21 protein-coding genes are annotated in these 22,200 nt (G+C 52.7%); 10 read left to right on the plus strand and 11 right to left on the minus strand.

What is annotated here, in order from left to right:
• Positions 1-29 precede the first annotated feature (29 nt).
• Entirely contained in the window at positions 30-1,106 is a 1,077-nt protein-coding gene (locus tag BSZ31_RS09150) for a substrate-binding domain-containing protein (RefSeq protein ID WP_105028488.1), read from the minus strand.
• A gap of 102 nt (positions 1,107-1,208) precedes the next feature.
• Between BSZ31_RS09150 and BSZ31_RS09155 the strand changes: the two genes are divergently transcribed.
• The 3 genes from BSZ31_RS09155 (at position 1,209) to BSZ31_RS09165 (ending at position 5,059) form a co-directional block, all read left to right on the plus strand.
• Entirely contained in the window at positions 1,209-2,024 is an 816-nt protein-coding gene (locus tag BSZ31_RS09155) for a quinoprotein dehydrogenase-associated SoxYZ-like carrier (RefSeq protein WP_369907289.1), read from the plus strand.
• Positions 2,021-3,007, plus strand: a complete 987-nt coding sequence (locus BSZ31_RS09160; RefSeq protein ID WP_105028490.1) for a quinoprotein relay system zinc metallohydrolase 1 — start codon at positions 2,021-2,023, stop codon at positions 3,005-3,007. Before BSZ31_RS09155 ends, BSZ31_RS09160 begins: the two co-directional genes overlap by 4 nt.
• Positions 3,008-3,307: 300 nt before the next feature.
• Positions 3,308-5,059 carry a PQQ-dependent methanol/ethanol family dehydrogenase gene (locus BSZ31_RS09165; protein WP_105028491.1) on the plus strand — a complete coding sequence of 584 codons (1,752 nt, stop codon included), beginning with the start codon at positions 3,308-3,310 and terminating at the stop codon, positions 5,057-5,059.
• A 274-nt stretch (positions 5,060-5,333) separates the two neighbouring features.
• Here the strand turns inward: BSZ31_RS09165 and BSZ31_RS09170 are convergent, their stop codons facing one another.
• From BSZ31_RS09170 to BSZ31_RS09220, 10 genes are all read right to left on the minus strand, one after another.
• Positions 5,334-6,629: an OmpP1/FadL family transporter gene (locus BSZ31_RS09170; RefSeq protein ID WP_105028492.1), complete on the minus strand. Its 1,296-nt coding sequence runs from the start codon at positions 6,627-6,629 to the stop codon at positions 5,334-5,336.
• A gap of 124 nt (positions 6,630-6,753) precedes the next feature.
• A complete protein-coding gene (locus BSZ31_RS09175; RefSeq protein ID WP_206018583.1) occupies positions 6,754-7,587 on the minus strand; it encodes an ABC transporter permease in 834 nt (277 codons plus the stop codon).
• Entirely contained in the window at positions 7,571-8,356 is a 786-nt protein-coding gene (locus BSZ31_RS09180; RefSeq protein WP_168426919.1) for an ABC transporter ATP-binding protein, read from the minus strand. Before BSZ31_RS09180 ends, BSZ31_RS09175 begins: the two co-directional genes overlap by 17 nt.
• On the minus strand, positions 8,353-9,549 hold the full coding sequence (gene pqqE / locus BSZ31_RS09185; protein ID WP_105028495.1) for a pyrroloquinoline quinone biosynthesis protein PqqE: 1,197 nt from the start codon (positions 9,547-9,549) through the stop codon (positions 8,353-8,355). The genes BSZ31_RS09180 and pqqE overlap by 4 nt, the downstream gene beginning before the upstream one ends.
• The gene (gene pqqD / locus BSZ31_RS09190) at positions 9,546-9,827 is read right to left on the minus strand and encodes a pyrroloquinoline quinone biosynthesis peptide chaperone PqqD (RefSeq protein WP_105028496.1); all 282 of its coding nucleotides are present in this window, start codon (positions 9,825-9,827) and stop codon (positions 9,546-9,548) included. Before pqqD ends, pqqE begins: the two co-directional genes overlap by 4 nt.
• The gene (pqqC, locus tag BSZ31_RS09195; protein WP_105028497.1) at positions 9,824-10,549 is read right to left on the minus strand and encodes a pyrroloquinoline-quinone synthase PqqC; all 726 of its coding nucleotides are present in this window, start codon (positions 10,547-10,549) and stop codon (positions 9,824-9,826) included. Before pqqC ends, pqqD begins: the two co-directional genes overlap by 4 nt.
• Positions 10,546-11,478, minus strand: a complete 933-nt coding sequence (gene pqqB, locus BSZ31_RS09200) for a pyrroloquinoline quinone biosynthesis protein PqqB (protein WP_105028498.1) — start codon at positions 11,476-11,478, stop codon at positions 10,546-10,548. The genes pqqC and pqqB overlap by 4 nt, the downstream gene beginning before the upstream one ends.
• Positions 11,479-11,550: 72 nt before the next feature.
• Complete coding sequence (pqqA, locus tag BSZ31_RS17570) at positions 11,551-11,625, minus strand: pyrroloquinoline quinone precursor peptide PqqA (protein ID WP_083797182.1); 75 nt, start codon at positions 11,623-11,625, stop codon at positions 11,551-11,553.
• 255 nt (positions 11,626-11,880) lie between these two features.
• Positions 11,881-13,092 (minus strand): porin, encoded by a 1,212-nt coding sequence (locus tag BSZ31_RS09210; protein WP_206018584.1) that lies wholly within the window; start codon positions 13,090-13,092, stop codon positions 11,881-11,883.
• A gap of 380 nt (positions 13,093-13,472) precedes the next feature.
• The gene (locus BSZ31_RS09220; protein WP_105028501.1) at positions 13,473-15,881 is read right to left on the minus strand and encodes a sigma-54-dependent Fis family transcriptional regulator; all 2,409 of its coding nucleotides are present in this window, start codon (positions 15,879-15,881) and stop codon (positions 13,473-13,475) included.
• 316 nt (positions 15,882-16,197) lie between these two features.
• Between BSZ31_RS09220 and pedF the strand changes: the two genes are divergently transcribed.
• From pedF to BSZ31_RS09255, 7 genes are all read left to right on the plus strand, one after another.
• Positions 16,198-16,653: a cytochrome c-550 PedF gene (gene pedF / locus BSZ31_RS09225; RefSeq protein WP_105028502.1), complete on the plus strand. Its 456-nt coding sequence runs from the start codon at positions 16,198-16,200 to the stop codon at positions 16,651-16,653.
• Between the two features lie 117 nt (positions 16,654-16,770).
• Positions 16,771-17,646: an ABC transporter substrate-binding protein gene (locus BSZ31_RS09230; RefSeq protein WP_105028503.1), complete on the plus strand. Its 876-nt coding sequence runs from the start codon at positions 16,771-16,773 to the stop codon at positions 17,644-17,646.
• A gap of 245 nt (positions 17,647-17,891) precedes the next feature.
• Positions 17,892-18,365 (plus strand): 4Fe-4S dicluster domain-containing protein, encoded by a 474-nt coding sequence (locus BSZ31_RS09235; RefSeq protein WP_008251418.1) that lies wholly within the window; start codon positions 17,892-17,894, stop codon positions 18,363-18,365.
• Positions 18,366-18,408: 43 nt separating this feature from the next.
• Positions 18,409-20,256 (plus strand): aldehyde ferredoxin oxidoreductase family protein, encoded by a 1,848-nt coding sequence (locus tag BSZ31_RS09240; RefSeq protein ID WP_105028504.1) that lies wholly within the window; start codon positions 18,409-18,411, stop codon positions 20,254-20,256.
• Positions 20,253-21,626, plus strand: a complete 1,374-nt coding sequence (locus BSZ31_RS09245) for an NAD(P)/FAD-dependent oxidoreductase (protein WP_105028505.1) — start codon at positions 20,253-20,255, stop codon at positions 21,624-21,626. Before BSZ31_RS09240 ends, BSZ31_RS09245 begins: the two co-directional genes overlap by 4 nt.
• Positions 21,593-21,844: a MoaD/ThiS family protein gene (locus BSZ31_RS09250; protein ID WP_105028506.1), complete on the plus strand. Its 252-nt coding sequence runs from the start codon at positions 21,593-21,595 to the stop codon at positions 21,842-21,844. The genes BSZ31_RS09245 and BSZ31_RS09250 overlap by 34 nt, the downstream gene beginning before the upstream one ends.
• A 6-nt stretch (positions 21,845-21,850) precedes the next feature.
• A complete protein-coding gene (locus tag BSZ31_RS09255; RefSeq protein WP_105028507.1) occupies positions 21,851-22,153 on the plus strand; it encodes a hypothetical protein in 303 nt (100 codons plus the stop codon).
• The last annotated feature ends 47 nt before the right edge of the window (positions 22,154-22,200 follow it).

A 22,200-nucleotide genomic window follows, 5' to 3' on the forward strand; every position in this document is an offset into this window, starting at 1 on the left:
GCACAGTTTTGACACACCCGGACAGAAGCCTAGCTGGTCTGTATCTCATTGAGAAACAACTCCAGTGCGCGCGTTCTTCCAATATTCAATGGGCAGTAGCCTGCAATACTTTCGACATAGGCGCCCGCTTCCGCACTGCGCAACCAGGGCAGCAAAATGTCCAGTGCCGGGTATTGCAAATCGCTGTTGTGCAACACCAAAAAATAACGCTCTTTGGACACTGCCCTGAATTGCAGGCCGTAATGGTCAGCCGCAGCGCGAATGCCCAAGCCCAAATCACCGTGTCCCGCTGCAATCGTACAGGCCACTGCCAAATGGGAGTTCTCTTCGTGAAAAAATCCTGGCAAGTCTTCTGCCTTCAGGCCGGCCTTCGTAATCAAGGCATCAAGTTGGTGGTGGGTGGAGGATGCCGAGTTGCGGTTCACCAGCAGGGCACGCCTTTGGGCCACATCCTCCAGAGTGGGGGGCTTGGCGGCTGGGCGGCTCATCCAGCCGATGTCGCGCTCGAACAGTTCAATCACACTGAGGTTGGAACCACGCAACCAGCGCCGCATGATGTGATGGACATGGGAGTGTTCTTCAAGGCCAACAGGCAAGTGGCAGCCGGCCACGCGCACTTCACCGCGGTGCAGTGCCGAGAGCGCCGCAATACTGCCCGACCAGCGCAGCGACAGTTGAAGCTTTTTGTACAGCGAAGTGTTTTGAAACAGGTTCTGAAGCACCAGGTCGTCGCTCAGCGCAAGGCTGATCCAGGGCTTGTTTTGATCAACATCCAGCCATTCGGCGTTCAGTTGCTCGCCCACGGTACCCAGGTCGGGTGCCACGCGCACATTGCCTTGCTCCACCATCCAGATCAACTTGTGACCGAACCGGGTCAGGCATGCCCCCGCGCGTCCGTGCGTAGCCACCAGTTCTTCACCCAGCATGAGGTTGTATTGCTGGATTTGCGACCATAAGGTACGGTAAGAGATACCCAGCGCCTTACAGGCCAGCGAAATGGAACCTTCCGAGTCAATGGTTTTAAGGGTGTTCAACATGCGCTGGTCCAGTTCAACAAACTGACCATCGTCTTTTTTCCAGCGGGCGGATACTTTTAAATTGAGCATTTGCGGATACAGGCATGTCGATTGCTTGCATTCTGACAGATTACAAAATGCAGGAGACAAGTAATCATGATGTTCAGCGGTACAAAACAATCGATTAATAAAATGACCCCGCTAGGGGTTTTCTTGAGCGGTTTCTTGCTGGTGAGCAATTTCTTCGCCAGCCCTGTTCTTGCAGCACCCGCCGAACTTGGCGCAGTCAAAGGCGATTTGACTGGCGGAGACCCGCTGGGTTCCATGCAGTGGCCTGACATGAAAGGCCAGTTCTTCGATGCCGATGCAAAAACCGTGTTTGATTCCCGCATCAAGGTCACGGTGCCCTTGTTCGCCGAGGATGCCATGAATGTGCCCGTGTCATTCGATGCTTCCGCACTCGGTAAGGTGAAAAAAATCGTGGTGCTGGTGGACAGAAACCCGATTCGAAAGGTGCTGGAGTTCATTCCCGAGAAAGCCAAGCCTGCCCTGAATTTTCGTTTCAAGTTGGAGCAAGCCAGCCCCATTCGCGTTGCAGCCCTGACCGAAAACGGTGTGTGGCATGTGGGCTATGCCTTTATTGAAGCGTCTGGCGGGGGTTGCACCGTGCCTGGCGCAACACGGGCCGATGGCAGCTGGCCACAAACCTTGAACAAGGTGGCTGGCAAAATGTTTGATGCCAACCAGTTGCGGGATGACGCACGCCTGCGCGTGCAGGTGTCGCACCCCATGGACACGGGGTTGGTGGCCGGCGTGCCCGCCTTTTACATTGAAGAAATGATTTTGCAAGACAAGAACAAACAAGTACTGGCCAAGCTTTACCCCTTTGAGCCTGTGTCGGAGAACCCTTTGTTTTCGTTTGATTTTGACAAGAAACCGGTGGGCCCAATCAGCCTGGTAGGGCGCGACAACAACGGCAACCGAATTGATGCAAAGGTTACCCAATGAATTTGTTCAAAGCTGTGCGCGCGATATTTGCCGCATCCACGTTCATTGTTCTTGTTGCCCCTGCGCTGGCTGAGCTGCCCAATGTTGCCAAACCAACACCTGACAAAGCCACCCTTGATTACGGTTTGAAAGCCACCAAACTGGCGGGTGGCTGGTATGTGATTGCGGGTGCGAACGATGACTTTTCTCAGGCCAATGGCTGCAACATCATCAACACCGGTTTTTACATGGACGACTCGGGGGTGTACGTCATCAACACCGGAACCTCGCGTATTTATGGCGAGCAACAGCGGACCTTGATCAACTCGGTCAGCAAGAACAAACCAGTGAAGCAGGTGGTGGCACTGAACCTTCACCCGGATTATTTTTTGGGCAATCAGGCTTACCCCCAAGAATCACTGGCCGCGACGAAGCTGACCATCCAAGGCATCAAGGCCGAAGCGGCTTTGTATGAAATCAACTTGTACCGCTTGTGTGGCGACTGGATGAAGGGCACTGAAAGCGTATTTCCCGTGCAAACCATACTGCCGGGCAACTTCAATAAACTCGGCGATAAGACAATTCAAACCCTTGAATTGAAAGGCCACACCGATTCGGACCTGGTGTTATTTGACCCGGAAAGCAAAGTGATGTGGGCCGGTGGCCTGGTGTTTTACAAGCGTATTGTGACCACCCCGCATGCACAGCTGAAACCGTGGATAGAAAGCCTGAAAAAATTGCAAGCCATGAAGCCCAAGGTGGTGGTGCCCAGCCACGGCCCCTTGAGTTGGGGCACCGAGGCCATTGACCAAACCCTGGATTACTTGAGTTGGCTGGACAAACGACTGACCGACGCGGCCAATATGGGCGAGGAAATGAATGATGTGATGAAGAAAGGTGCCCCCGAGCGATTCCGAAACTTTGCAGCCTACCCGGCTGAGTTTTACCGCAATGTGACCAATTTGTACCCCCTGTATGAAAAGCAGGCTTTGGGCGGTTTTTGAGCGGCGAGCATAAGGGTTAACGCTGTACCAAGTGTGTCAAAAAGGGACAGTTTGTGTGTTGCTGAACAGGTGAGCTGTTGCAATGTCACAAAACTGTCTCTTTTTTTGCTTATCGCGATCAATGAAATCACTCTAATGAGGGTGTTTTTGTAACATACTGATTTTATTGAATAAAAAATTTATTTAGATGAAATATTCTACTTGGCATGAAGCTTGCGCTAGGTTTCTGTGGGTAGCCCCGACTCTGCAAACGAGGGGCGAGAACCTCAAAGTAACGGATGATGAGAGGAGAAACAAATAATGCGCAAAACTCTGCTTAGCGCGATGGTAGCAACCGCACTGGCGATTCCCGCAGTGGCTTCGGCCAATGTGACAGACGCAATGATTCAAAACGATGCCAAATCCACAGGCGACGTATTGTCCTGGGGTATTGGTACAGAGGGTCAGCGTTACAGCCCATTGAAAGACATCAACGTATCGAACGTGGGCAAGCTGGTTCCAGCGTGGTCATTCTCGTTCGGTGGTGAAAAGCAGCGTGGCCAGGAAAGCCAGCCGCTGATTCACAACGGCAAGATGTTTGTCACCGGTTCCTATTCACGCATTTACGCACTGGATGCTTCGACAGGTGAAAAGCTGTGGAAATATGAGCACCGCCTGCCAGAAGGCATTATGCCTTGCTGCGACGTGGTGAACCGCGGTGCCGCCCTGTATGACAACCTGGTGATTTTCTCGACACTGGATGCCCAGTTGATCGCCCTGGACCAGAACACCGGCAAGGTGGTGTGGAAAGACAAGATTGACGACTATGCAGCGGGTTACTCCAACACTGCTGCACCCATCATCGCCAATGGTTTGGTGCTGACAGGTGTATCGGGTGGTGAATTCGGTGTAGTGGGTCGCGTTGAAGCACGAAATGCCAAGACTGGTGAAATGGTATGGCTGCGCCCAACCGTTGAAGGCCACATGGGTTATACCTGGGACAAAGACGGCAACAAGAAGGAAGCTGGAATTTCCGGTACCACCAATGCCACCTGGAAAGGCGACATGTGGAAAACCGGCGGTGCAGCAACCTGGTTGGGTGGCTCCTATGACAGCAAAACAGGTTTGGCTTACTTCGGTACTGGTAACCCAGCGCCCTGGAACAGCCACCTGCGCCCCGGCGACAACCTGTATTCCACATCCACAGTGGCAGTTGATGTAAAAACCGGCCAGATCAAGTGGCACTACCAGTCCACACCGAACGACGGTTGGGACTATGACGGTGTGAACGAGTTCGTGACCTTTGACATGAATGGCAAGCGTGTTGGTGCGAAAGCTGACCGCAACGGCTTCATGTACGTGAACGACGCCACCACCGGCAAGCTGGAAAATGCCTTCCCGTTTGTGAAGAAAATCACATGGGCCAAGGGCATCGACATGAAGACAGGTCGTCCGATTTTCGATCCCGCCAACCGCCCTGGTGATCCCACCAAGATGGATGGCAAGAAAGGCGAAACAGTGTTCTCCGCACCTTCTTTCCTGGGTGGCAAGAACCAGCAGCCAATGGCTTACAGCCCTGACACAGGTCTGTTCTATGTTCCAGCGAACGAATGGGGCATGGAAATCTGGAACGAGCCAATCACCTACAAGAAAGGTGCGGCTTATCTGGGCGCTGGTTTCACCATCAAGACATTGCCTGGCTTTGACTACATCGGTGCCCTGCGCGCGATGAACCCCAAGACCGGCAAGATCGAATGGGAAATCACCAACAATGCTCCTCTGTGGGGTGGCGTGTTGACCACTGGCGGCAACCTGGTGTTCTGGGGTACTCCAGAAGGTTACCTGAAGGCGGCTGATGCCAAGACCGGTAAGGAAGTCTGGAAATTCCAGACAGGTTCTGGCGTGGTTGCTCCTCCCGTGACCTGGAAAGGCAAAGACGGTCAGCAGTACGTGGCTGTGGTGTCTGGCTGGGGCGGCGCTGTTCCCCTGTGGGGCGGAGACGTAGCCAGCAAAGTGAACTACCTTGAACAAGGTGGTTCCGTGTGGGTATTCAAACTGTTCGACGGCAAGTGATCAGTTTGTGAAGAACATCAAACTGCCCCATGCGGGGTGGTTTGGTGAGTAGTGAAGTAGTAGAGCGTTTTAGAAGTGTTGTCATTTTCACCCCCAAGTTTTCTGCCTGCTCCGCAGGGAACTTATTGACGCAAACGGTTTGATCGAATTGCTCCTTGGGACCTTTTTCTGGCATTGATTGGGAGCTGGAAAAGTTGTGGCGGTTTGAGAGTCTCCTAAACGAATGCGTCTTTTCTGCCCGGCCTTGTGCCGGGCATTTTTTCGTCTACAGCTTTTAAAACTTGTACGACACCTGACCAGAAAGAATGAATGCATCACCTTCAGCAGTACCCAGTACTCGCGTTTGCTGACCTGCCGCAGGGTTTCCTTCGGTGCTGTCAATTTTCGCTTTGTCGGGCATCACGTACTGAAAGGCCACATCAAAGGTGGTGGCTTTGTCGAACTTGTACTGTGAGCCCACTGCAAAAGTAATGCGGTTTTCATCGGGCAAGCGCACTTTGCGACGCTCATCGGGCACCGGTGTGATGTCGTAAGCCACGCCTGCTTTCAAATTGATGGTGTCGCTGTACTTGTAAATACCACCCACCGCAAAACGCCAGCTGTTTTTCCATTCGTAGTCTTGCACTGTCAATGGCGCAGCACCTGCTGGGGCGTTCTGGCGCTGAAAATCCAGCTTTTGAATCGTGCTCCATTCAGTCCAGGTGGCGTCGGTCAACAGTTGCCACTTGGGTGTCAGCTCAGTCACCGATGAAATGGCCAGCGAGGCAGGCAGTCGGATCTTGGAAGTGAGTTCACTGTTGGCGAAAAGAGCCGCAACTGCCGGTGCAACATTGTCGAAGGTGACATTGCCTTCCAGGTCTTGCTCAATTGCTGAACGGTAGGCAACACCCACACGTGTCGCAGGCGTTACCTGACCCATCACGCCCAGGTTAAAGCCGTAACCCCAACCATCGCCGGCAATGGTGGTCAACCCTTCAGTACCGCCAAATGGGGCGTAGTTGATTTGTGAACTGAGCTTGGCATCCAGCTTTTGTGCGGATACACCCGCGCCCACTGACCATTGTTCATTGACTTTGTACGACGCGGAGGGGTTGATGTTGACTGATTTGATGTCAGAAGTAACACCCTGAAAGCGACCGTACCAATCGGGCTGGAAATCGGTTTTCAGACCAAAGGGAGTGGCCACAGACAGGCCAAAGTTGATGCGGTCATTGAAAGGCACAACAAGGTGAAAGTTGGGGATATAGCCTTCATCGCCAAACTCGCCTGTGCTGCTGCCCAAGGGGCGACCTGGTGCGGCGGTGCTGCCTTCGTTGTTGACCTCGCCGTTCAGGTCAATGTAATGCCCGCCCAACACCACCTGGCGTTCTTTCAGGCGGCTCATGCTGGCTGGGTTGAACCATGCTGCGCTGGCGTCTTCGCCAATGGCTGCTTTGCCTGCATAAGCCACACCAGCACCGCTGGCGTTTTGTTCAAGCAGGGCAAACCCGGCTGCTTGGGCGGTACCCGCAATCGTCAAGCTTGCGATGGCCGCGCAAATCGTTTTGATTTGAAAAGGGGATTGTTTCATGTCGTCCTCGTGGGTCCGTTTGTAAGAATGGATGTGTACGAGGGGTATTGTAGGTAAAAATACGAACGGTCGTGCTTATAAAATATAGAGTTATTCTCTATAAAATCTATTCAAAAATAGTATTTTATTGATTCAACGGCACTGCTGCACCACTTTGCGAGAACTTCCAGGTGGCGACAATCAGCATGGCCACAGTTGCACCCACAAGCACCAAGGTGGCAAACATCAAGCCAAATTCTGCGTGGCTGCTGAAGGCGTGGCGAAGCAGGTCGACGCAGTAAGAAAATGGATTCACCAAGGCTACCCAGCGCGCCAGTGCGGGCATGGGGTCGATGGGGTACAAAGCGCCACTGAAAAAGAACACCGGAAAAATCACGAAATTCATCATGACAGCAAAACCATCAATGCTTTTTGCAAAAGTACCGCACAGTACACCCAAGGCAGCACAGGCCAAAGCAGCCAAGGCGGCTCCGGGCAGCAACACGTGCAGTTGTGGCCACAAGGTGCGGCCAACCCAAGGCAGTATTTCCTGCAAATCAAACCCGAGAGGAAACAGCAGGGTGTACAGGCCTTCAAGAGCCAGCAGCAGGGCGATCAACAGGCCCATTTGCACCAGTGCGCCAATGGCTGCACCCAGTGTTTTGGCAATCAGTATGTGATAGGTTTTGACTGGGGCGGTCACCAGCAAGCGCATGGTGCCTGCGTCTTTGTCCAGCGCAATGCTCAGGCCACCCACCATGCCGCCAAACAGCAGTGTCATGCCCACAATGCCAGGCAGCAAACGTGCGGTGTAATCACCACCAGCCAAGGCTTGCATGCCGCCACCAATAATCCATAACCACAGCACCGGGCGTACCATGGCTGCTGCCAGGCGGTCCCGTTGTTTCAACAACTTTTGGCTTTCGCGGCGTATCACAGCCCAGTAAAAATGCATCAACATCTCAGTGGGCTCCGCCATTCATTTTCCACACAAACCAGTCAGCCAGGGTGGCTGTGCGCACGCTGGTTACACTTTGGTCGGGCAATTCGTCCAGCGCTTGCGCGGGTGTACCAAGCCAACTCAATTCGCCTTGGTGGAGAAAACCCACCCGGTCGCAGCTGTTGGCCTCGTCCATTAAATGCGTTGCGATAAAAATGGTCAGCCCGTCGATGGCCTGCAAGGTTTTCAGGGTTTGCCACACACTGTTCTTCGACGGTACGTCCAGTGCGGTGGTGGGTTCGTCGAGTATAAGAACCCCGGGTTTGTGCACCATGGCGCGCGCAATATCCACCAGTCTTTTTTGTCCACCTGAAAGGCTTCCCACGGTGCGGTTTAACCAGGCCTGAATTGGAAAAATGGTGTACAAGTGTGCCAGGTTTGCTTTGGCTTGCGTTTTGTTCAAACCTTGCAGGCCTGCGGCAAACAGCAGGTTTTCCTCCACGGTCATGAAGCGGTCCAGTGACACCGATTGAAATACAAAGCCCAGGTTTTTGCGGGCCAGGTCGGCTGCCCTGCGGGTGCTGTAACCCAGCACCGAGAGCTCACCCTGGTCGGGTGTGATCAGGCCGGCTATCAAGCTGATGAGTGTGGTTTTTCCTGCGCCGTTGGGGCCCAGCAGGCCAAACATTTCGCCTGCGTTCAAATCTAGGCTGACATTGCTCAGTGCCCGCCGTTCTCCCCAGGAGAATGAAAGGCCCTGTGCGTGCAGGCGGATGGTGGTGTCGGTTGCGGTGTTGTTGGTGTTCAAGAGCCGTTTTTGCTGAGGTGCAAGCTGTTGTGATCGCTGCGATACCATACCACGGGCACCTCGGCGGTGTTGGCCAATGCTTGCTGTTCGGGCTTTTGAACTTTCAGGTAGTTGTTGGGGTTGTCGCGCCTCTGGGCTGCATCGACGAACGCGATTACTTTTTCATGATCGGGCGATTTGTGGCACACCGGGTCGGCGTTGGTGGCGTCGCCGGTGATCAGGTAGGCCTGGCAGCGGCAACCGCCGTAATCCTTGGTTTTGTCGGGGCAGGTGCGGCAGGGGTCTTTCATCCAGGCATCGCCACGGTAGCGGGTGAAACCATCGCTTTCATACCAAATGTGTTCAACCGTGCTGGTTTTTACATTTGGAAATTCAAAGCCCGGCAACATGCGCGCGGCTTGGCAAGGCAGCGCGGTACCATCTGGGCTGATACTGAGAAACACATTGCCCCAGCCGCTCATGCAGGGCTTGGGGGTTTTCTCGAAGTAATCGGGCACCACGAATAACAGCTTCATGCTGTTGCCCAGTTTTTCGCGCCATGCGGCCACACGTTCTTCGGCGTGCTTTAACTGTTCGTGGGTTGGAATCAGGGCCGCTTTGTTTTTAAAGGCCCAGCCGTAGTATTGGGTATTGGCCAACTCAAGGTATTCAACGCCCAGCTTCACCGCCAACTCAATAATTGAATCAATGTGGTCGAGATTCAAACGATGGAGTACCACGTTCAACACCATGGGCCAACCAGCCGCTTTCACAGCGCTTGCAATTTCCAGTTTCTTGGCAAATGTTTTTGTATCACTCAGTGCATCATTTGCGGCCTGGGTTGCATCTTGAAAACTCACCTGGATGTGGTCGAGGCCAGCGGCTTTCAGGGCATCAAGCCGTGCGGGTTTCAGGCCGATGCCTGAGGTGATCAAGTTGGTGTAGTAGCCCAGTTCATGGCCATAGGCCACCAACTCTTCGAGGTCGTCTCGAAGCAAGGGCTCACCACCGGAAAAACCCAATTGAACTGCACCCAGCGCACGGGCCTGTTTCATGGTTTCTTTCCATTCGGCGGTTGTCAGCTCATTCGTGTTGGTTTTGTAGTCCACTGGGTTGTAGCAAAACACGCAGTGCAGCGGGCAGCGGTAGGTCAGTTCAGCCAGCAACCAGAGCGGGCCAGCCGGCCGTGTAGTGAGTTCGCTCAAGCCTGTCATGCGTCCAGCCAGTTACGGCGCGTGGCCTCTTGCAGCATGCTGCGCACATCGGCTTCCAGTCCGCTTGCGTTGAACTTGGCTTCAAGCGCCGCAACAATGTCATTCACAGTTCGGCTGCCATCGCACAACAGTAAAATTTCACTGGCCGATTGGTTCAGTTTCACCATGCCTTCGGGGTACAGCAGCACATGGGTTTTCTGCGCCTCTTCGTATTGCAGGCGAAACAAGCGGTTCAGTTTCGGGTGTTCCGGCAGGCTTGGAATGGTCTCGGTGTTCATTGTTTTTTCTGTTTTGTTTTGGCGGGTTTGTCGTGATAAGCCAGCGCAATCGCGTCTGACATACTCCACAACACATCCAGTTTAAATTGCAAAATTTCAAGCGCACGTTCCTGTTGCGCGCGGGTCTTGAAATAATTCAAGGTCACTTCCAGTCCGTGCTCCACATCGCGTTGTGCAAGGCTGATTCTCGAGCGGAAGTAATTCAACCCCTCGGAAGCAACCCATTTGTAATCTTTGGGCCAATTGCTCAGGCGCTGTTTGTGAATTTCAGGGGCGAACATCTCGGTCAGCGACGAGCACACCGCCTCTTGCCATGGCGCACGGCGCGCGAAATTCACGTAGGCGTCCACCGCAAAACGGACACCTGGCAACACCAGTTGCTGGCTCCACAGTACATCCCTCTCAATGCCCACCGCTTCGCCCAGGCGGCTCCATGCCTCTATACCACCGGCATTGCCCTCCCAACCATCGTGGTCAAGAATACGTTGTACCCAACGGCGGCGGGTTTCACGGTCGTCGCAGTTGGCCATCACAGCGGCGTCTTTTTGCGGAATGCAAACCTGGTAATAAAAGCGGTTGGCCACCCAACCACGCAATTGTTCACGGCTTAATTTGCCTTCACGCATGGCCACATTGAAAGGGTGGTGTATGTGGTAGCGGTCGCCTTTGGCACGCAGACGTTCTTCGAACTCTTTTTTACTCCACGCCTTGTTGCTGCTCATGCAAGAATCTCCATGCCGTCATAAGACACTTCAATTCCATTGTCGGCCAGAATGGCGCGTTCGTCGCCATGCTCGTACAAAATCGGGTTGGTGTTGTTGATGTGAATCAGGATTTTGCGCTGGTGCTCGAATTGGCGAAGCTGACTGATCATGCCTGAACCACGCTTGCCTGGTTTGTCGGTTTGCGGCAGGTGGCCCATATCGGCTGCCATTTTTGTTGAGAAACCCTGTGTGACCATTTCGTCTTCGGTCCAGAACGTGCCGTCCACCATCAACACGTCAGCTTGTTGCATGTAGGGCAGAATATCGGGCGTAATTTCTCCGAGGCCCGGCGCATAAAAAACCTTCTTGCCCGTGTTGATGTCTTCGATCAGCAAGCCAATGTTGTCGCCACGGCGTTGCGCATATCGGTTCGGCGAATAGGGCGGCGCTTTGCTGATCAATGGAATTGATTTGATCTTGATGCTGTCCATCGGGCTGATGGTGAGGGGGTCGTCGCATTCGGTACACAAAGGTGTCCATTTCACGCCGCAATAAAATCCCAAAGTGGGTACCAAGGGCAAACCATTGGTGAGGTCTTCCCACACTGCGGGCGTGGTGTAAAGGCGCATGGGTGTTTTGCCTTCACGCATCATCAACAGGCCAGTGGTGTGGTCAATTTGCGCGTCCATCAAAATGACGGCAGAAATACCGGTGTCGCGTGGTCCTCTATTGGGTTGTAACTCTGGGGTATTTTTGATTTGCGCAAGAATATCGGGCGACGCGTTCACGAGAATCCAGTTAGCCGACCCGTCCGATATGGCAATCGACGACTGGGTGCGCGCAGTGTATCCAGGCGCTCTGGCCCTGACAGCTTGGCAGTTGTTGCAGTTACAGTTCCATTGTGGGAACCCTCCGCCTGCTGCGGAACCCAGAACTTTGATTTTCATAGTTGCTTTTTTTCAGGGGTAAAAAAAGCCCCGCCAGCCGAAAGGCTATCCGGGGCTGTGCGAACCGTCAAATTAACGGTTGGCAATGTACATGGTGATTTCGAAACCGAAACGCATGTCAACAAACGATGGTGTAGTCCACTGCATGAAATATCCTCCTTATGCTTTTTAAAATGCACCACATCCCGAAGGGATTTGGTGAAGAACCAGGCTTGCGCCATGTTGTTCGTCCTCGATTATTTAAATAGCAATTCCTGTGCCTTGCACAGGTATTTGTCGGAAATTTTATGATGTGGAAAATAAGGGTGTTCTGGGTGTTGCAGATTGAAACAAAAAGCAAAAAGGCGCGAGCCTTATGAGCTCGCGCCTTAGGGTAATCGTTAACGGAGGGTGGTTAACGATTTAGAAGAACAGAATTGCACCGATTGCGATTGTGTCGGATTCAGCGTCCTGTGTGGGGCCGCCCAACTGGTACTTCACGGTGTTGGTGATGTATTCACCAGCAATCGTCAGGCTAGGCGTAAGGTTGTGATAAACACCAAGCGTCAACTGCTCACTTTCATCCAGAATGCGAGTTGCCGTTGCACGATCGTTTGCAGTGGCGTCCAGGCTGGAGACACCGTAATTCACGCCGAACTTGGTATCACCTACCTTGTAAGTTGCTTGAACCAGATAACCTTGAGACTCTCGTTCTTGTGCCAGTGCGTCGCTTCCGCCGAAACCAATCAAGGCAGTTCCAAGTCCGTCACCAGTGAAGTAGTTCGCGGTCAAGCCCAGTGAACCAAAGTTCAATGTGCCACCCACTTCAAAGCCGCTAATATCGGCTACGGGAGCATTGGTGTTTGTTTGCTCATTGCCCTGGCTGATGAAAGCACCCCACAACTTGCCCATATCACCCAAGCTGTATGTGGCCAAGCCTTGGAAGCCCAGTTCACGGTCGCCAGTTACTGATGCATTGCGAGCGACTGGCTGGAAGGCACCAGCGCTGACGCTCAAATTGCCAATGGCCGGTGTGGTGTAAGTGATTTGGGGTTGAAATTGGGTGTAAACATAACCGGAGCCGATCGAGCCCAAAGTGGTATTCAAAGCACCGTTAAATGCTGAGCCGCCACCCACTGCAAGCAAGGACATGTCGTTCAAGATTGCATTTTGACCAAACAAGCCGATATCGCGACCTGCTTTTACGGTACCCATGGTGGCATTGCCCACCGAGAAATAAACGCGACGCTGATCGCCCACAATTTGGCCGCGACCGCCGCCTGCATCGCTCAGGTTGCCAGATCCCAATGCACTGGAAGTTCCGCCATCGGTGGATGTGCCAGGGTCAATCGAAATCACAGCTTTCAGGTCGTAACCCTTCTGTGTGGTTGAGGCGGAGAAAATGATGAAGCCAGGCAGCAAGCCGTTTTGAATGTTTTGCTTGTCCACGCCGTTGGTTGCATCAATGCCGCAAGGGTGCAGTGCTGTGCCGTTTCCGGTGAAAATGCCTGCACCGTCGCCCACGTTGTCGCAACTGGTGCTGGTGTAGTAAGCATTCACAGAACCAGAAATATCCATTTCCCATTCACCGGCCTTAAAGCCGATCGCGTGTGCCGAAGTCCCCATTGCTGCCAAGATGGAAGCTGCTACTAATTTTTTGCTGATCATAAGATCAACCCTCCAGTTTTAGTTTTTAAAGGTTGTTGCTTGTTTGTCTTCTAAAGCTCGCCAGCACACCGCAGAGTAGAACTGGCTTGAAGGGACTAGGGCAAAAGACATGCCAGTATTTAAGTTGTTGATTTTATTGAATTAAATAAAAATGTAGGGCTTTTGATGACAGGGTGAAGCAGTGCAGTTGCTTTGCGTCAGGCGGTGCGCTTTGAAACAGAATTGTGTGCGGCTGGAGCAAGTGAATGACAGTTTTGTGACAACTGTTCAGTTGGTTTGTGCCAAAAAACCACCCTGCAGTGGGGTGGTTTTTTAAAGGCAAAGAGTTGTTTGTTAAACGCGATTTTTTACTTTGAATTCAAGCGCCGGTAAATTGTGTTTCTGGAAATACCCAGCATTCTTGCTGCTGCGCTGACATTGCCTCTACAGGTTTCCAGCGCATCTTGAATGGCACGTGATTCAAGGTCGTCCAGATTGATTGGATTTTCAACTTGAGCCCTTGCGGTGGCCTGTCGTGAACCCAGATAACCTTGCGCCCGTGCATCGTAGGCACGGGTGTCATAACTTTCTTCCTTGAAGCGTGGTGACTGCGCAAGCGCGTTGATATTTTCCTCCCGGCTGGCGGGTTTTGGGCTGTGTGTCCAGCTGTCGAACCGACCTTCCCTGAACTTACTGAATGTTTGGTCGAGGTTATTGCCTTTGCGAGCAACGGCCGGCCGGTGGTGAACCTGCACCTCAAATGTGCTTGGTTTGTTTCTGCCCGGTAACGCTGGCGAATTGTTGTGAACCGGTGTTGCGATTTTTGTTTGTACTGAAAAATTACTGCGCACGCTGAACTGTGGGCGTGTATTTACCGCTGGTGTTGTTGCGCGGGGGTGTTGTTGGCGCTCTTCTGTTTCAACGGGTTCTTGAGGCGCTGGCTTTGCGGTGTTGTCCAGTCGCAATGCACGCCATTCGTCGAGAAAGTCATCGGGCAGGTGGTCCCACTCAATGGTCTCTGCTTCATCCGTCATTACGCTGGCGGTGCGCAAAATATTGGTCAGCTGGCGAATATTGCCCGGCCATGCGTGAGTGGTGAATGCTTTCATCACCTCGCTAGACACCCGAATGCGCGGGTTGTGCGATTCATTTTCAAGAATGCGCTGAATGATTTTTTGTAAGTCAGTGCGCTCGCGCAAGGCGGGGAGGCGAACGACCAGGCCGTGAAGCCGGTAGTACAAGTCTTCGCGGAACTGTCCTGCGGCGATTTGATCGCGCAAGTTACGGTGCGTTGCGCAAATCACCTGTAGATTCACTGGAATGCTTTTTTGGCTGCCCAGTGGCGTCACTACCCTTTCTTGCAATACCCGCAGCAATCTTGCTTGCAGTGAAATCGGCATGTCGCCGATTTCGTCGAGAAACAGAGTGCCGCCGTTGGCTTGTAGAATTCGACCTTGCGAACCCTTCTTTTTTGCGCCAGTGAATGCACCGTCTTCGTATCCAAACAACTCGGATTCAATCAGCGTTTCTGGGATGGATGCGCAATTCACTGCCACAAAAGGCTTGTCGTGTCTTGGCGAATCGTTGTGTATGGCCTGCGCAAGAATCTCCTTGCCCGTGCCAGTTTCACCCAGAATCAAAATGGGAATGTCCTTGTCGATCACCTTGCCCACTTTCTCGATGATCTTTGCCACTTGTGGGTCGCCTGTGTTCAGGTACTTCAGGCTGGAGAGGTGATGGCTTTTTTGACAATGTGCATTTGCTTTCTGGGGGGCTGGTGCATGGTTTTGAACCACGGCCGCTTCAGAGTTGTTTTTCACCAAACCCACAGAGTCAAAAATTTTGCCGCGGCCTACACTGCCCAAGCTTGCACGTGCGGTAACCTGGTTGCCATTGTGCAAACACAGAATGAGTGGAATGGGGTTGCAGGTTCGGTAGTGGTCGATCAAGGCCGACAAAGGCATGCCAAAAAGAGAACTGAAGGTGTGGCTTTTTAGTGCATTGGCGGACATGCCAAACTGCACCATGGCCGCTCGGTTGGCAGCCAGAAATTTACCCGCTGGCGAAAACGCTGCTGCGCCTTCCACCACAGAACCGAGGAATTCGCCACGCTGGTGAAACTGAACAATGATCGCGTCTTGAAACGAGCTGTTGAACAAATGGTTTTCAATCATTTGTGCGGACATGCGCACCAGGCCCATGGTGTGGCGGTGGTAGCTGCGGTAGTCGCCGGTGACATCTAGCACACCGATGGCTACACCGTTTGGGTCGAAAATGGGCGCCGCTGAACAGGTCAGAAACCGGTTAACATCCAAAAAGTGGTCTTGCCCGTGAACCACGGTGGGCAATTCCTCGATCAGCGCCGTGCCAATCGCATTGGTGCCCTTGTGTTCTTCACTCCAGGTAACTCCAGGAGCAAGGGCGACTTTCTGTGCTTTGACCAAAAAGTCGTCATCGCCGAGCGATTCAATAATGGTTCCGCTGGCATCGGTCAGCAGCACCATGCTGTGTGTATTGACCACCTGCTCGTACAGGGTTTCCATGAAGGGCAGGGCACACGACTTCAACCGGTTGTTTTTCTCGATTAACTCTTTCAGTGCGCTGCTGGGCGGCGGGGCCATGTCTACCTTGGAAGTGGTGTCCAAGCCTGCTGCTGTGGAGCGCTGGTGTGCGCGTCGGATAAATTCCAGGTGTCCCTCTGTACCTGGGTCGATCAGTTCGATCACTTGGGCGTTGGATGCGAGGCTGCCGCCATCCCGCTCGGATAAGAATGCCATCCATGTCTCCTGCTTCTTGTGGTGCTGCGTTTTATAAGTATGGTTTTGGGTGCAACTTGAAGCGCTGAATGTTTTTACTTGTATTGATATTTCAGCTGCTATGTTGCCCAATGCAAGCACTGTGCCAACTCAATTCAATATGTTTCAGAATGAAACACATTTTGATAAAAAGTAGCACAGATCAGGAAGCCGCACCATAGAGTTCGCGATTTGTCACAATTGGTAAAACTAATTCACAAATCCAAATGAATAGGGTGGCATGGGGATTGCAGTAGCTACCCTGTGTCGAATCATTCTTAGAAATACAGGAGTTGTGATGTTAGTTCGTAAAGCCCTTGTGGCAACCTTTTTTTCAATTGCTGCTTCAGTGGCAATGGCTCACGGTGATGTAACCCCGCAGGTTGTGGATGTGTCCACGCTCAAGCCATTGGGCGATGACATGCTGGAAACCAATCCCTACACCGGCGACAAGGAAGCAATTCGCGTGGGTAGCTCTGCATACAACCAGAACTGTGCGCGCTGTCATGGTCTTGAGGCAGTCAGTGGAGGCATTTCTCCCGACCTTCGCAAAATGAACACCGAATGCGATTCCTTCGCGGGCAAAAAAGCCAAAGAACAATGCAAGGTGGAAATTGATACCTATTACCGCAACTCGGTGCTGGGTGGCAAGGTGCGTGGTGACCGCGTCTACATGCCTGCGTTTGCGGGTATTTTGAGTCAGGAAGCCATTTGGGCCATCAAGGCGTATGTTGAAACCCGGAAGTACGAATAACTCGACATATGGTCATGTGGGGCGGGTCCGTTGTTTGAAACAACAGGCCCCTCCTGTCTGTTTCAGTATCCATTCAAAATAAAAAGTGCATCCAAGGCACGGCTTTCAGGAGACCTTATGAAGAATTCGTTCAATCCAATGTGTAAATTACCTTTGATCAAATGGTTTGGTGCTGTTGCGCTGGGCTTTTCCTTTCAGCTTGGCGCTGCCGCACAAGAGTTAAGTGACTGGGCCAAGGTGCAGGCCTCTGGCGTATTGACTGTGGCGGTGTACAACTACCTGGCACCTTATTCACATGAAGGCAAAGGCATTGACGTGGACATTGCCAAAGCCTTGGCGGCCAAGCTGGGTTTGGGCTTGCGGGTGCGCGCTTTTACTGAGGATGAAGAGTTCTCGGACGACATTCGAAACATGGTGACGCGTGGCCATTACCTGGCAGGTGCGCCCGCCGATATTTTGATGCATGCACCCGTTGATGCTTACATTATGCAAAAGGAGGACCAGGCCCTGTTCTTTTCTCCTTACACCCGCGACGATATTTTCGTGGCACGTAATATCAAGAAACTGCCAACATTGGACAGCCTGAAACCGTTCTCGGAAGCAGGCAACAAAATTGGCGCTGAAGCAGCAGCCCTCCCCAGCATCATGTTGGCTGGCGCCGATGGTGCCGCGTATGCCAACAATCTGGTGAACTTCAAGACGCCCAAAGAAGCGGTTGATGCCATGGTGAATGGTGAACTGGTGGCAGTCATGGCCACGCGTGCCGAGTTGGAGTGGGCGCTGCACCAGCACCCGGATAAAAAAGCAGATTATTTTGTGGCCAAAGTGCCGCACAATGCACTGCCACCCAAAGGTTGGGCTGTGGGCATGGCCACCAAGAAAAGCAACAAAGAGTTGGCTGAAAAACTGACAGTGGCCATGAATGAGTTGAAGGAAAGTGGTGAGCTGGAAAAGATTTTTTCCAATTATGGTGTGAAGTACATGAGACCTTGATTTGACCTGAATTCATTCTGGTTTATGTGTACTTAAAGCCCTGCGATTGCGCAGGGCTTTTTTGTTGCAACAAGTGTTCCATTTTGAAACGGCTGTGTTGCATCGGGAAAACCCCATGTGCAAAAACTCGGAAAAGTGTTGCCGAGAGCCGCTGAAATTTTCTTTTCAAGTTGGCAGGCTTATTGCATAAGAAGGCATGTATGTAGTGCCCAAAACAAATAACCAAAGAAGCGAGGAACAACGGGATGCAAAAATCTCTTCACATCACGCCTGACAAATGCACGGGCTGCCTTCAGTGTGAAATGGCGTGTAGCTATGAGAATTATCAGGTGTTCAACACCTCACTGTCACGAATCAAGGTATTCGACTTCCATCACACCGGCAAGAAAGTGCCTTACACCTGCACCCAGTGCGATGAGGCTTGGTGTTTGCATGCCTGCCCGGTTGAAGCCATCACCATGGACAAAACCAATGGCGTGAAAGTGGTGTCAGAAGACACCTGCGTGGGTTGCAAAGTGTGCACAATCGCCTGCCCGTTTGGCACGGTGAACTATGTTCAGGAAACCGGCAAGGTTCAAAAGTGCGACCTGTGCGGCGGCGACCCCGCCTGTGCAACTGCCTGCCCAACCGGCGCAATCACTTTTGTGGATTCCAACTGGACTGGTTTGGACAAAATGAAGCAGTGGGCCGAGAAGCTGAGCAACCAGGCTCACGCGTAACTCGTTGACCATTGAATAGAACAGAGAGAAGGGAGTAATACAAATGGCATGGACCGGTAAAGTACTGCGCGTGAACCTGACAGCAGGCACCTGCACCAGCGAAGACTTGAGAATGGATTGGGCGAAAAGCTACCTTGGCCAGCGTGGTTTGGCCACCAAGTACTTTGTGGAAGAAGTGAATGCGAAAGTGGATCCACTTTCGCCCGAAAACAAGATTATTTATGCAACAGGCCCGCTGACAGGCACCATGGCCTCCACTGGCGGCCGCTATTCAGTGATCACCAAGGGCCCGCTGACTGGCGCAATTGCCTGCTCAAATTCAGGTGGCTATTTTGGCAATGAATTGAAGAGTGCTGGTTGGGACATGGTAATCATGGAGGGCAAATCGCCCAAGCCTGTGTACCTGCTGATCGAAAACGAAAGTGCAAAACTGATGGATGCTTCTGATCTGTGGGGCAAGAGCGTGTGGGACACCGAGCCTGCCATTAAAACCAAGCACCAGGACCCGCTGATGCGCGTGTGCTCAATCGGCAAGGCCGGTGAGAACCAGGTGCTGTATGCAGCCATTGTGAACGACTTGCACCGCGCGGCTGGCCGTTCAGGCGTTGGCGCTGTGATGGGTTCCAAGAACGTGAAAGCAATCGCAGTGCGTGGCACCAAGGGCGTTGGCAATATTTCCAACCCCAAGGAGTTCATGAAGGTGACTTACGAGAAGAAAAAAATTCTCGCCGAGAACGCCGTGACCGGTACTGGCCTGCCCACCTATGGCACGCAGGTCTTGATGAACGTGATCAACGAGATGGGTGCCATGCCCACCAACAATCACCGCGATGTTATTTTTGATGGCGCCAAAGACATTTCTGGCGAGAAAATGCACGAGCCCCGCAAAACAGATGGCAAGGCCAACCTGGTCACCAACCAGGCCTGTTTTGGTTGCACCATTGCTTGCGGACGCATTTCCAAAATTGACGAAACCCACTTCACCGTAGAAAACAAGCCGCAGTACCATGGTGCATCTGGCGGTTTGGAATACGAAGCAGCCTGGGCTTTGGGTTCATCGAACGGTGTGAACGATCTGGAAGCACTCACGTATGTGAACTTCCTGTGCAACGAGCATGGCATTGATCCGATTTCTTTGGGCGCCACTGTTTCAGCCGTGATGGAATTGTATGAAATGGGCGTGTTGACTGAAGCACAACTGGGCTGCAAGGCGCCATTTGGTTCCGCGCAAGCATTGGTGAAGCTCAGTGAAGACACCTGCAATGGCGAAGGTTTTGGCATTGAAATTGGCCAGGGCTCCAAGCGCTTGACGGCCAAGTATGGCCACCCCGAATTGTCGATGAGCGTAAAGGGTCAGGAATTCCCGGCCTACGACTCTCGCGGTATTCAGGGTATGGGTTTGGCGTATGCCACTTCCAACCGCGGTGCCTGCCACTTGCGTGGTTACACCGTGGCATCGGAAGTGCTGGGTATTCCGGTGAAAACCGACCCCTTGGTGACCGATGGAAAGCCAGCTTTGGTGAAAGCATTCCAGGATGCAACAGCCGTGTTCGACTCAGCCGGTATTTGCGTGTTCACCAGCTTTGCCTGGACGCTGGCTGATGTGCAACCACAGGTTGCTGCTGCCTGTGGCGATGAGTTCGACATGACGAATCTGGAAACCATGGGTGAACGTATCTGGAACATGGAACGCCAGTTCAACCTGGAAGCCGGTTTCACCAAGGCTGACGACGACCTGCCTGCACGTTTGAAGAAAGACGCAGCGAAAGTGGGTCCTGCCAAAGGCCTGGTCAACGGCATCGACAAAATGCTGCCTGAGTACTTCGAGCTGCGTGGCTGGGACACCGAGGGTCGCCCAACTTCAGCAACACTGGAGCGCTTGGGGCTATGACTGTAACCACTCCAACACGGCACGTTATCTTGGGTAACGGGCCTGCGGGGGTGGTCGCTGCCGAGCAAATTCGCAAGCAGCGGCCACGCGATTCAATCGTGATGGTGGGTGCCGAACCGGAACCCCCATACTCCCGCATGGCTATTCCATACCTGCTGATTGGCAAGGTGGGTGAAAAGGGCACTTACCTTCGCAAAGACCCCGACCATTTCAAGAAGCAGAATATTCAAGAAATTCGCGCACGCGCCACCAGGCTGGACACGGCAGGCAAGAAAGTTCACCTGGACAATGGCGATGTGCTTGAATACGACAAGCTGCTGATTGCCACTGGTGCGCGGCCAATTTCACCCCCCATTCCCGGTGTGAATTTACCAGGCGTACACCCTTGTTGGACACTGGAAAATGCACGGCAAATTATCGAGCTGGCCAAGCCCGGCTCGCGCGTGTTGCAAATGGGTGCGGGTTTTATCGGCTGCATTATCATGGAAGCACTGGCCTTGCGCGGCGTGAAGTTGACTGTGGTTGAAATGGGCAATCGCATGGTGCCCCGCATGATGACTGAAGGTGCGGGTTCCATGATTCGCGACTGGTGTATCAAGAAAGGCGTGAATGTGCATTGTTCAACGAAAGTTGAAGCCATTGAAGTGGGTAGCCAGGCTCAACAGCAAAGTCTGATTGAGAAAATTGGCTCTGCGATTGGTTTCGGCACGGCAGTGGCTGCGAAAGACGGTGCACCTTTGCGTGCAAAACTTTCAAACGGTGAAGTGCTGGAAGTGGACCTGGTGATTTCTGCCACTGGTGTGAAACCCAACCTTGACTTTCTAGAAGGCAGTGGCTTGCAGGTGGATCAGGGCTTGCTGGTGGACGATCACATGCAAACCAATATTGCCGATGTGTACGCCGCTGGCGATGTAGCACAGGTTCGCGATTTCTCAACCGGTGAGAAAACCGTGAACATGATTCAACCGGCTGCGGCTGATGATGCACGCATTGCCGCCCAAAACATGATGGGGCAGGGCACACAAACACAAGGCAGTTTGGCGATGAACGTGCTGGATACTTTGGGTTTGATCGCTGCCTCGTTTGGGCAGTGGTGGGGTGCAGAGGGTGGGCAAAGCGTCGAGTTGCAAAACAAGGACGAATTTTCCTACATGCGTTTGGAATTTCTTGGCGATGTACTGATTGGTGCAACCAGTTTGGGGCTAACGAACCATGTTGGCGTCATGCGGGGTCTGATTCAGGGCAAAATCCACTTGGGCGAATGGAAAGACCATTTGCTCGAAGATCCAACCCGATTAATGGAAGCCTATCTGGCTTGCGCTCAGTCACAAAGTACATGGAAATTACCCTCAAGCTCTTTGCAACACTGACCGACTATTTGCCAACGAACCGCGTGGACAACGCGGTTCGCTTGCAGATAAAAGAGGGCAGCACCGTGCAACAAATCATTGACCAGTTTCATCTTCCGGAGAAGCTTACACACTTGGTACTTGTGAATGGTGTGTATGTGGATCCAGCCGATCGAGCCAGCAAAGTATTAACACCCGACGATGTGTTGGCCATTTGGCCTCCCATTGCGGGCGGTTAGTTTCGCATGGCCATTTTCAACACCGACAAAGCGCTGGATATGTCGTGCACCGAGCGCGAGTTGCGTCGCTGGGTACACATGATTGCTGAACTTTTTCCGATGATTTCAGAGCAGGCGGACTATGCGGATTTTGAAGTGCAGGGTGGTACTGCGCGCATTGCCTGGAAAGAAATGCCAGACCGCGTGATTGCTTTGGTGCGTTTAAAACGCATGGAAGTAACACTGGCGTTTTCTGATGGTGTGCCTGCCGATGCGAGGGCGCATTTCTCGAAGCAGTTTCAGATGCATACACTGCGGGGTGGAGGCTGACGGGAGAGGCTGGTACTTGGTACTTGGTGATGCTTGGGTGCAGTACC

This window comes from Limnobacter sp. SAORIC-690 (genome assembly GCF_002954425.1).
In the GTDB taxonomy this organism is placed as follows: Bacteria; Pseudomonadota; Gammaproteobacteria; order Burkholderiales; family Burkholderiaceae_B; genus Limnobacter; species Limnobacter profundi.

Bases quoted from the DNA above. Each gene is read 5' to 3' on its own strand.
- BSZ31_RS09170 (WP_105028492.1), bottom strand. From the start codon at position 6,629: ATGAAACAATCCCCTTTTCAAATCAAAACGATTTGCGCGGCCATCGCA.
- BSZ31_RS09230 (WP_105028503.1), top strand. From the start codon at position 16,771: ATGAAGAATTCGTTCAATCCAATGTGTAAATTACCTTTGATCAAATGG.
- BSZ31_RS09165 (WP_105028491.1), top strand. From the start codon at position 3,308: ATGCGCAAAACTCTGCTTAGCGCGATGGTAGCAACCGCACTGGCGATT.
- BSZ31_RS09175 (WP_206018583.1), bottom strand. From the start codon at position 7,587: ATGGCGGAGCCCACTGAGATGTTGATGCATTTTTACTGGGCTGTGATA.
- BSZ31_RS09150 (WP_105028488.1), bottom strand. From the start codon at position 1,106: ATGCTCAATTTAAAAGTATCCGCCCGCTGGAAAAAAGACGATGGTCAG.
- pqqC (WP_105028497.1), bottom strand. From the start codon at position 10,549: ATGAGCAGCAACAAGGCGTGGAGTAAAAAAGAGTTCGAAGAACGTCTG.
- pedF (WP_105028502.1), top strand. From the start codon at position 16,198: ATGTTAGTTCGTAAAGCCCTTGTGGCAACCTTTTTTTCAATTGCTGCT.
- BSZ31_RS09255 (WP_105028507.1), top strand. From the start codon at position 21,851: ATGGCCATTTTCAACACCGACAAAGCGCTGGATATGTCGTGCACCGAG.
- BSZ31_RS09155 (WP_369907289.1), top strand. From the start codon at position 1,209: ATGACCCCGCTAGGGGTTTTCTTGAGCGGTTTCTTGCTGGTGAGCAAT.
- BSZ31_RS09160 (WP_105028490.1), top strand. From the start codon at position 2,021: ATGAATTTGTTCAAAGCTGTGCGCGCGATATTTGCCGCATCCACGTTC.
- BSZ31_RS09250 (WP_105028506.1), top strand. From the start codon at position 21,593: ATGGAAATTACCCTCAAGCTCTTTGCAACACTGACCGACTATTTGCCA.
- BSZ31_RS09245 (WP_105028505.1), top strand. From the start codon at position 20,253: ATGACTGTAACCACTCCAACACGGCACGTTATCTTGGGTAACGGGCCT.
- BSZ31_RS09220 (WP_105028501.1), bottom strand. From the start codon at position 15,881: ATGGCATTCTTATCCGAGCGGGATGGCGGCAGCCTCGCATCCAACGCC.
- BSZ31_RS09240 (WP_105028504.1), top strand. From the start codon at position 18,409: ATGGCATGGACCGGTAAAGTACTGCGCGTGAACCTGACAGCAGGCACC.
- pqqB (WP_105028498.1), bottom strand. From the start codon at position 11,478: ATGAAAATCAAAGTTCTGGGTTCCGCAGCAGGCGGAGGGTTCCCACAA.
- pqqD (WP_105028496.1), bottom strand. From the start codon at position 9,827: ATGAACACCGAGACCATTCCAAGCCTGCCGGAACACCCGAAACTGAAC.
- BSZ31_RS09235 (WP_008251418.1), top strand. From the start codon at position 17,892: ATGCAAAAATCTCTTCACATCACGCCTGACAAATGCACGGGCTGCCTT.
- pqqE (WP_105028495.1), bottom strand. From the start codon at position 9,549: ATGACAGGCTTGAGCGAACTCACTACACGGCCGGCTGGCCCGCTCTGG.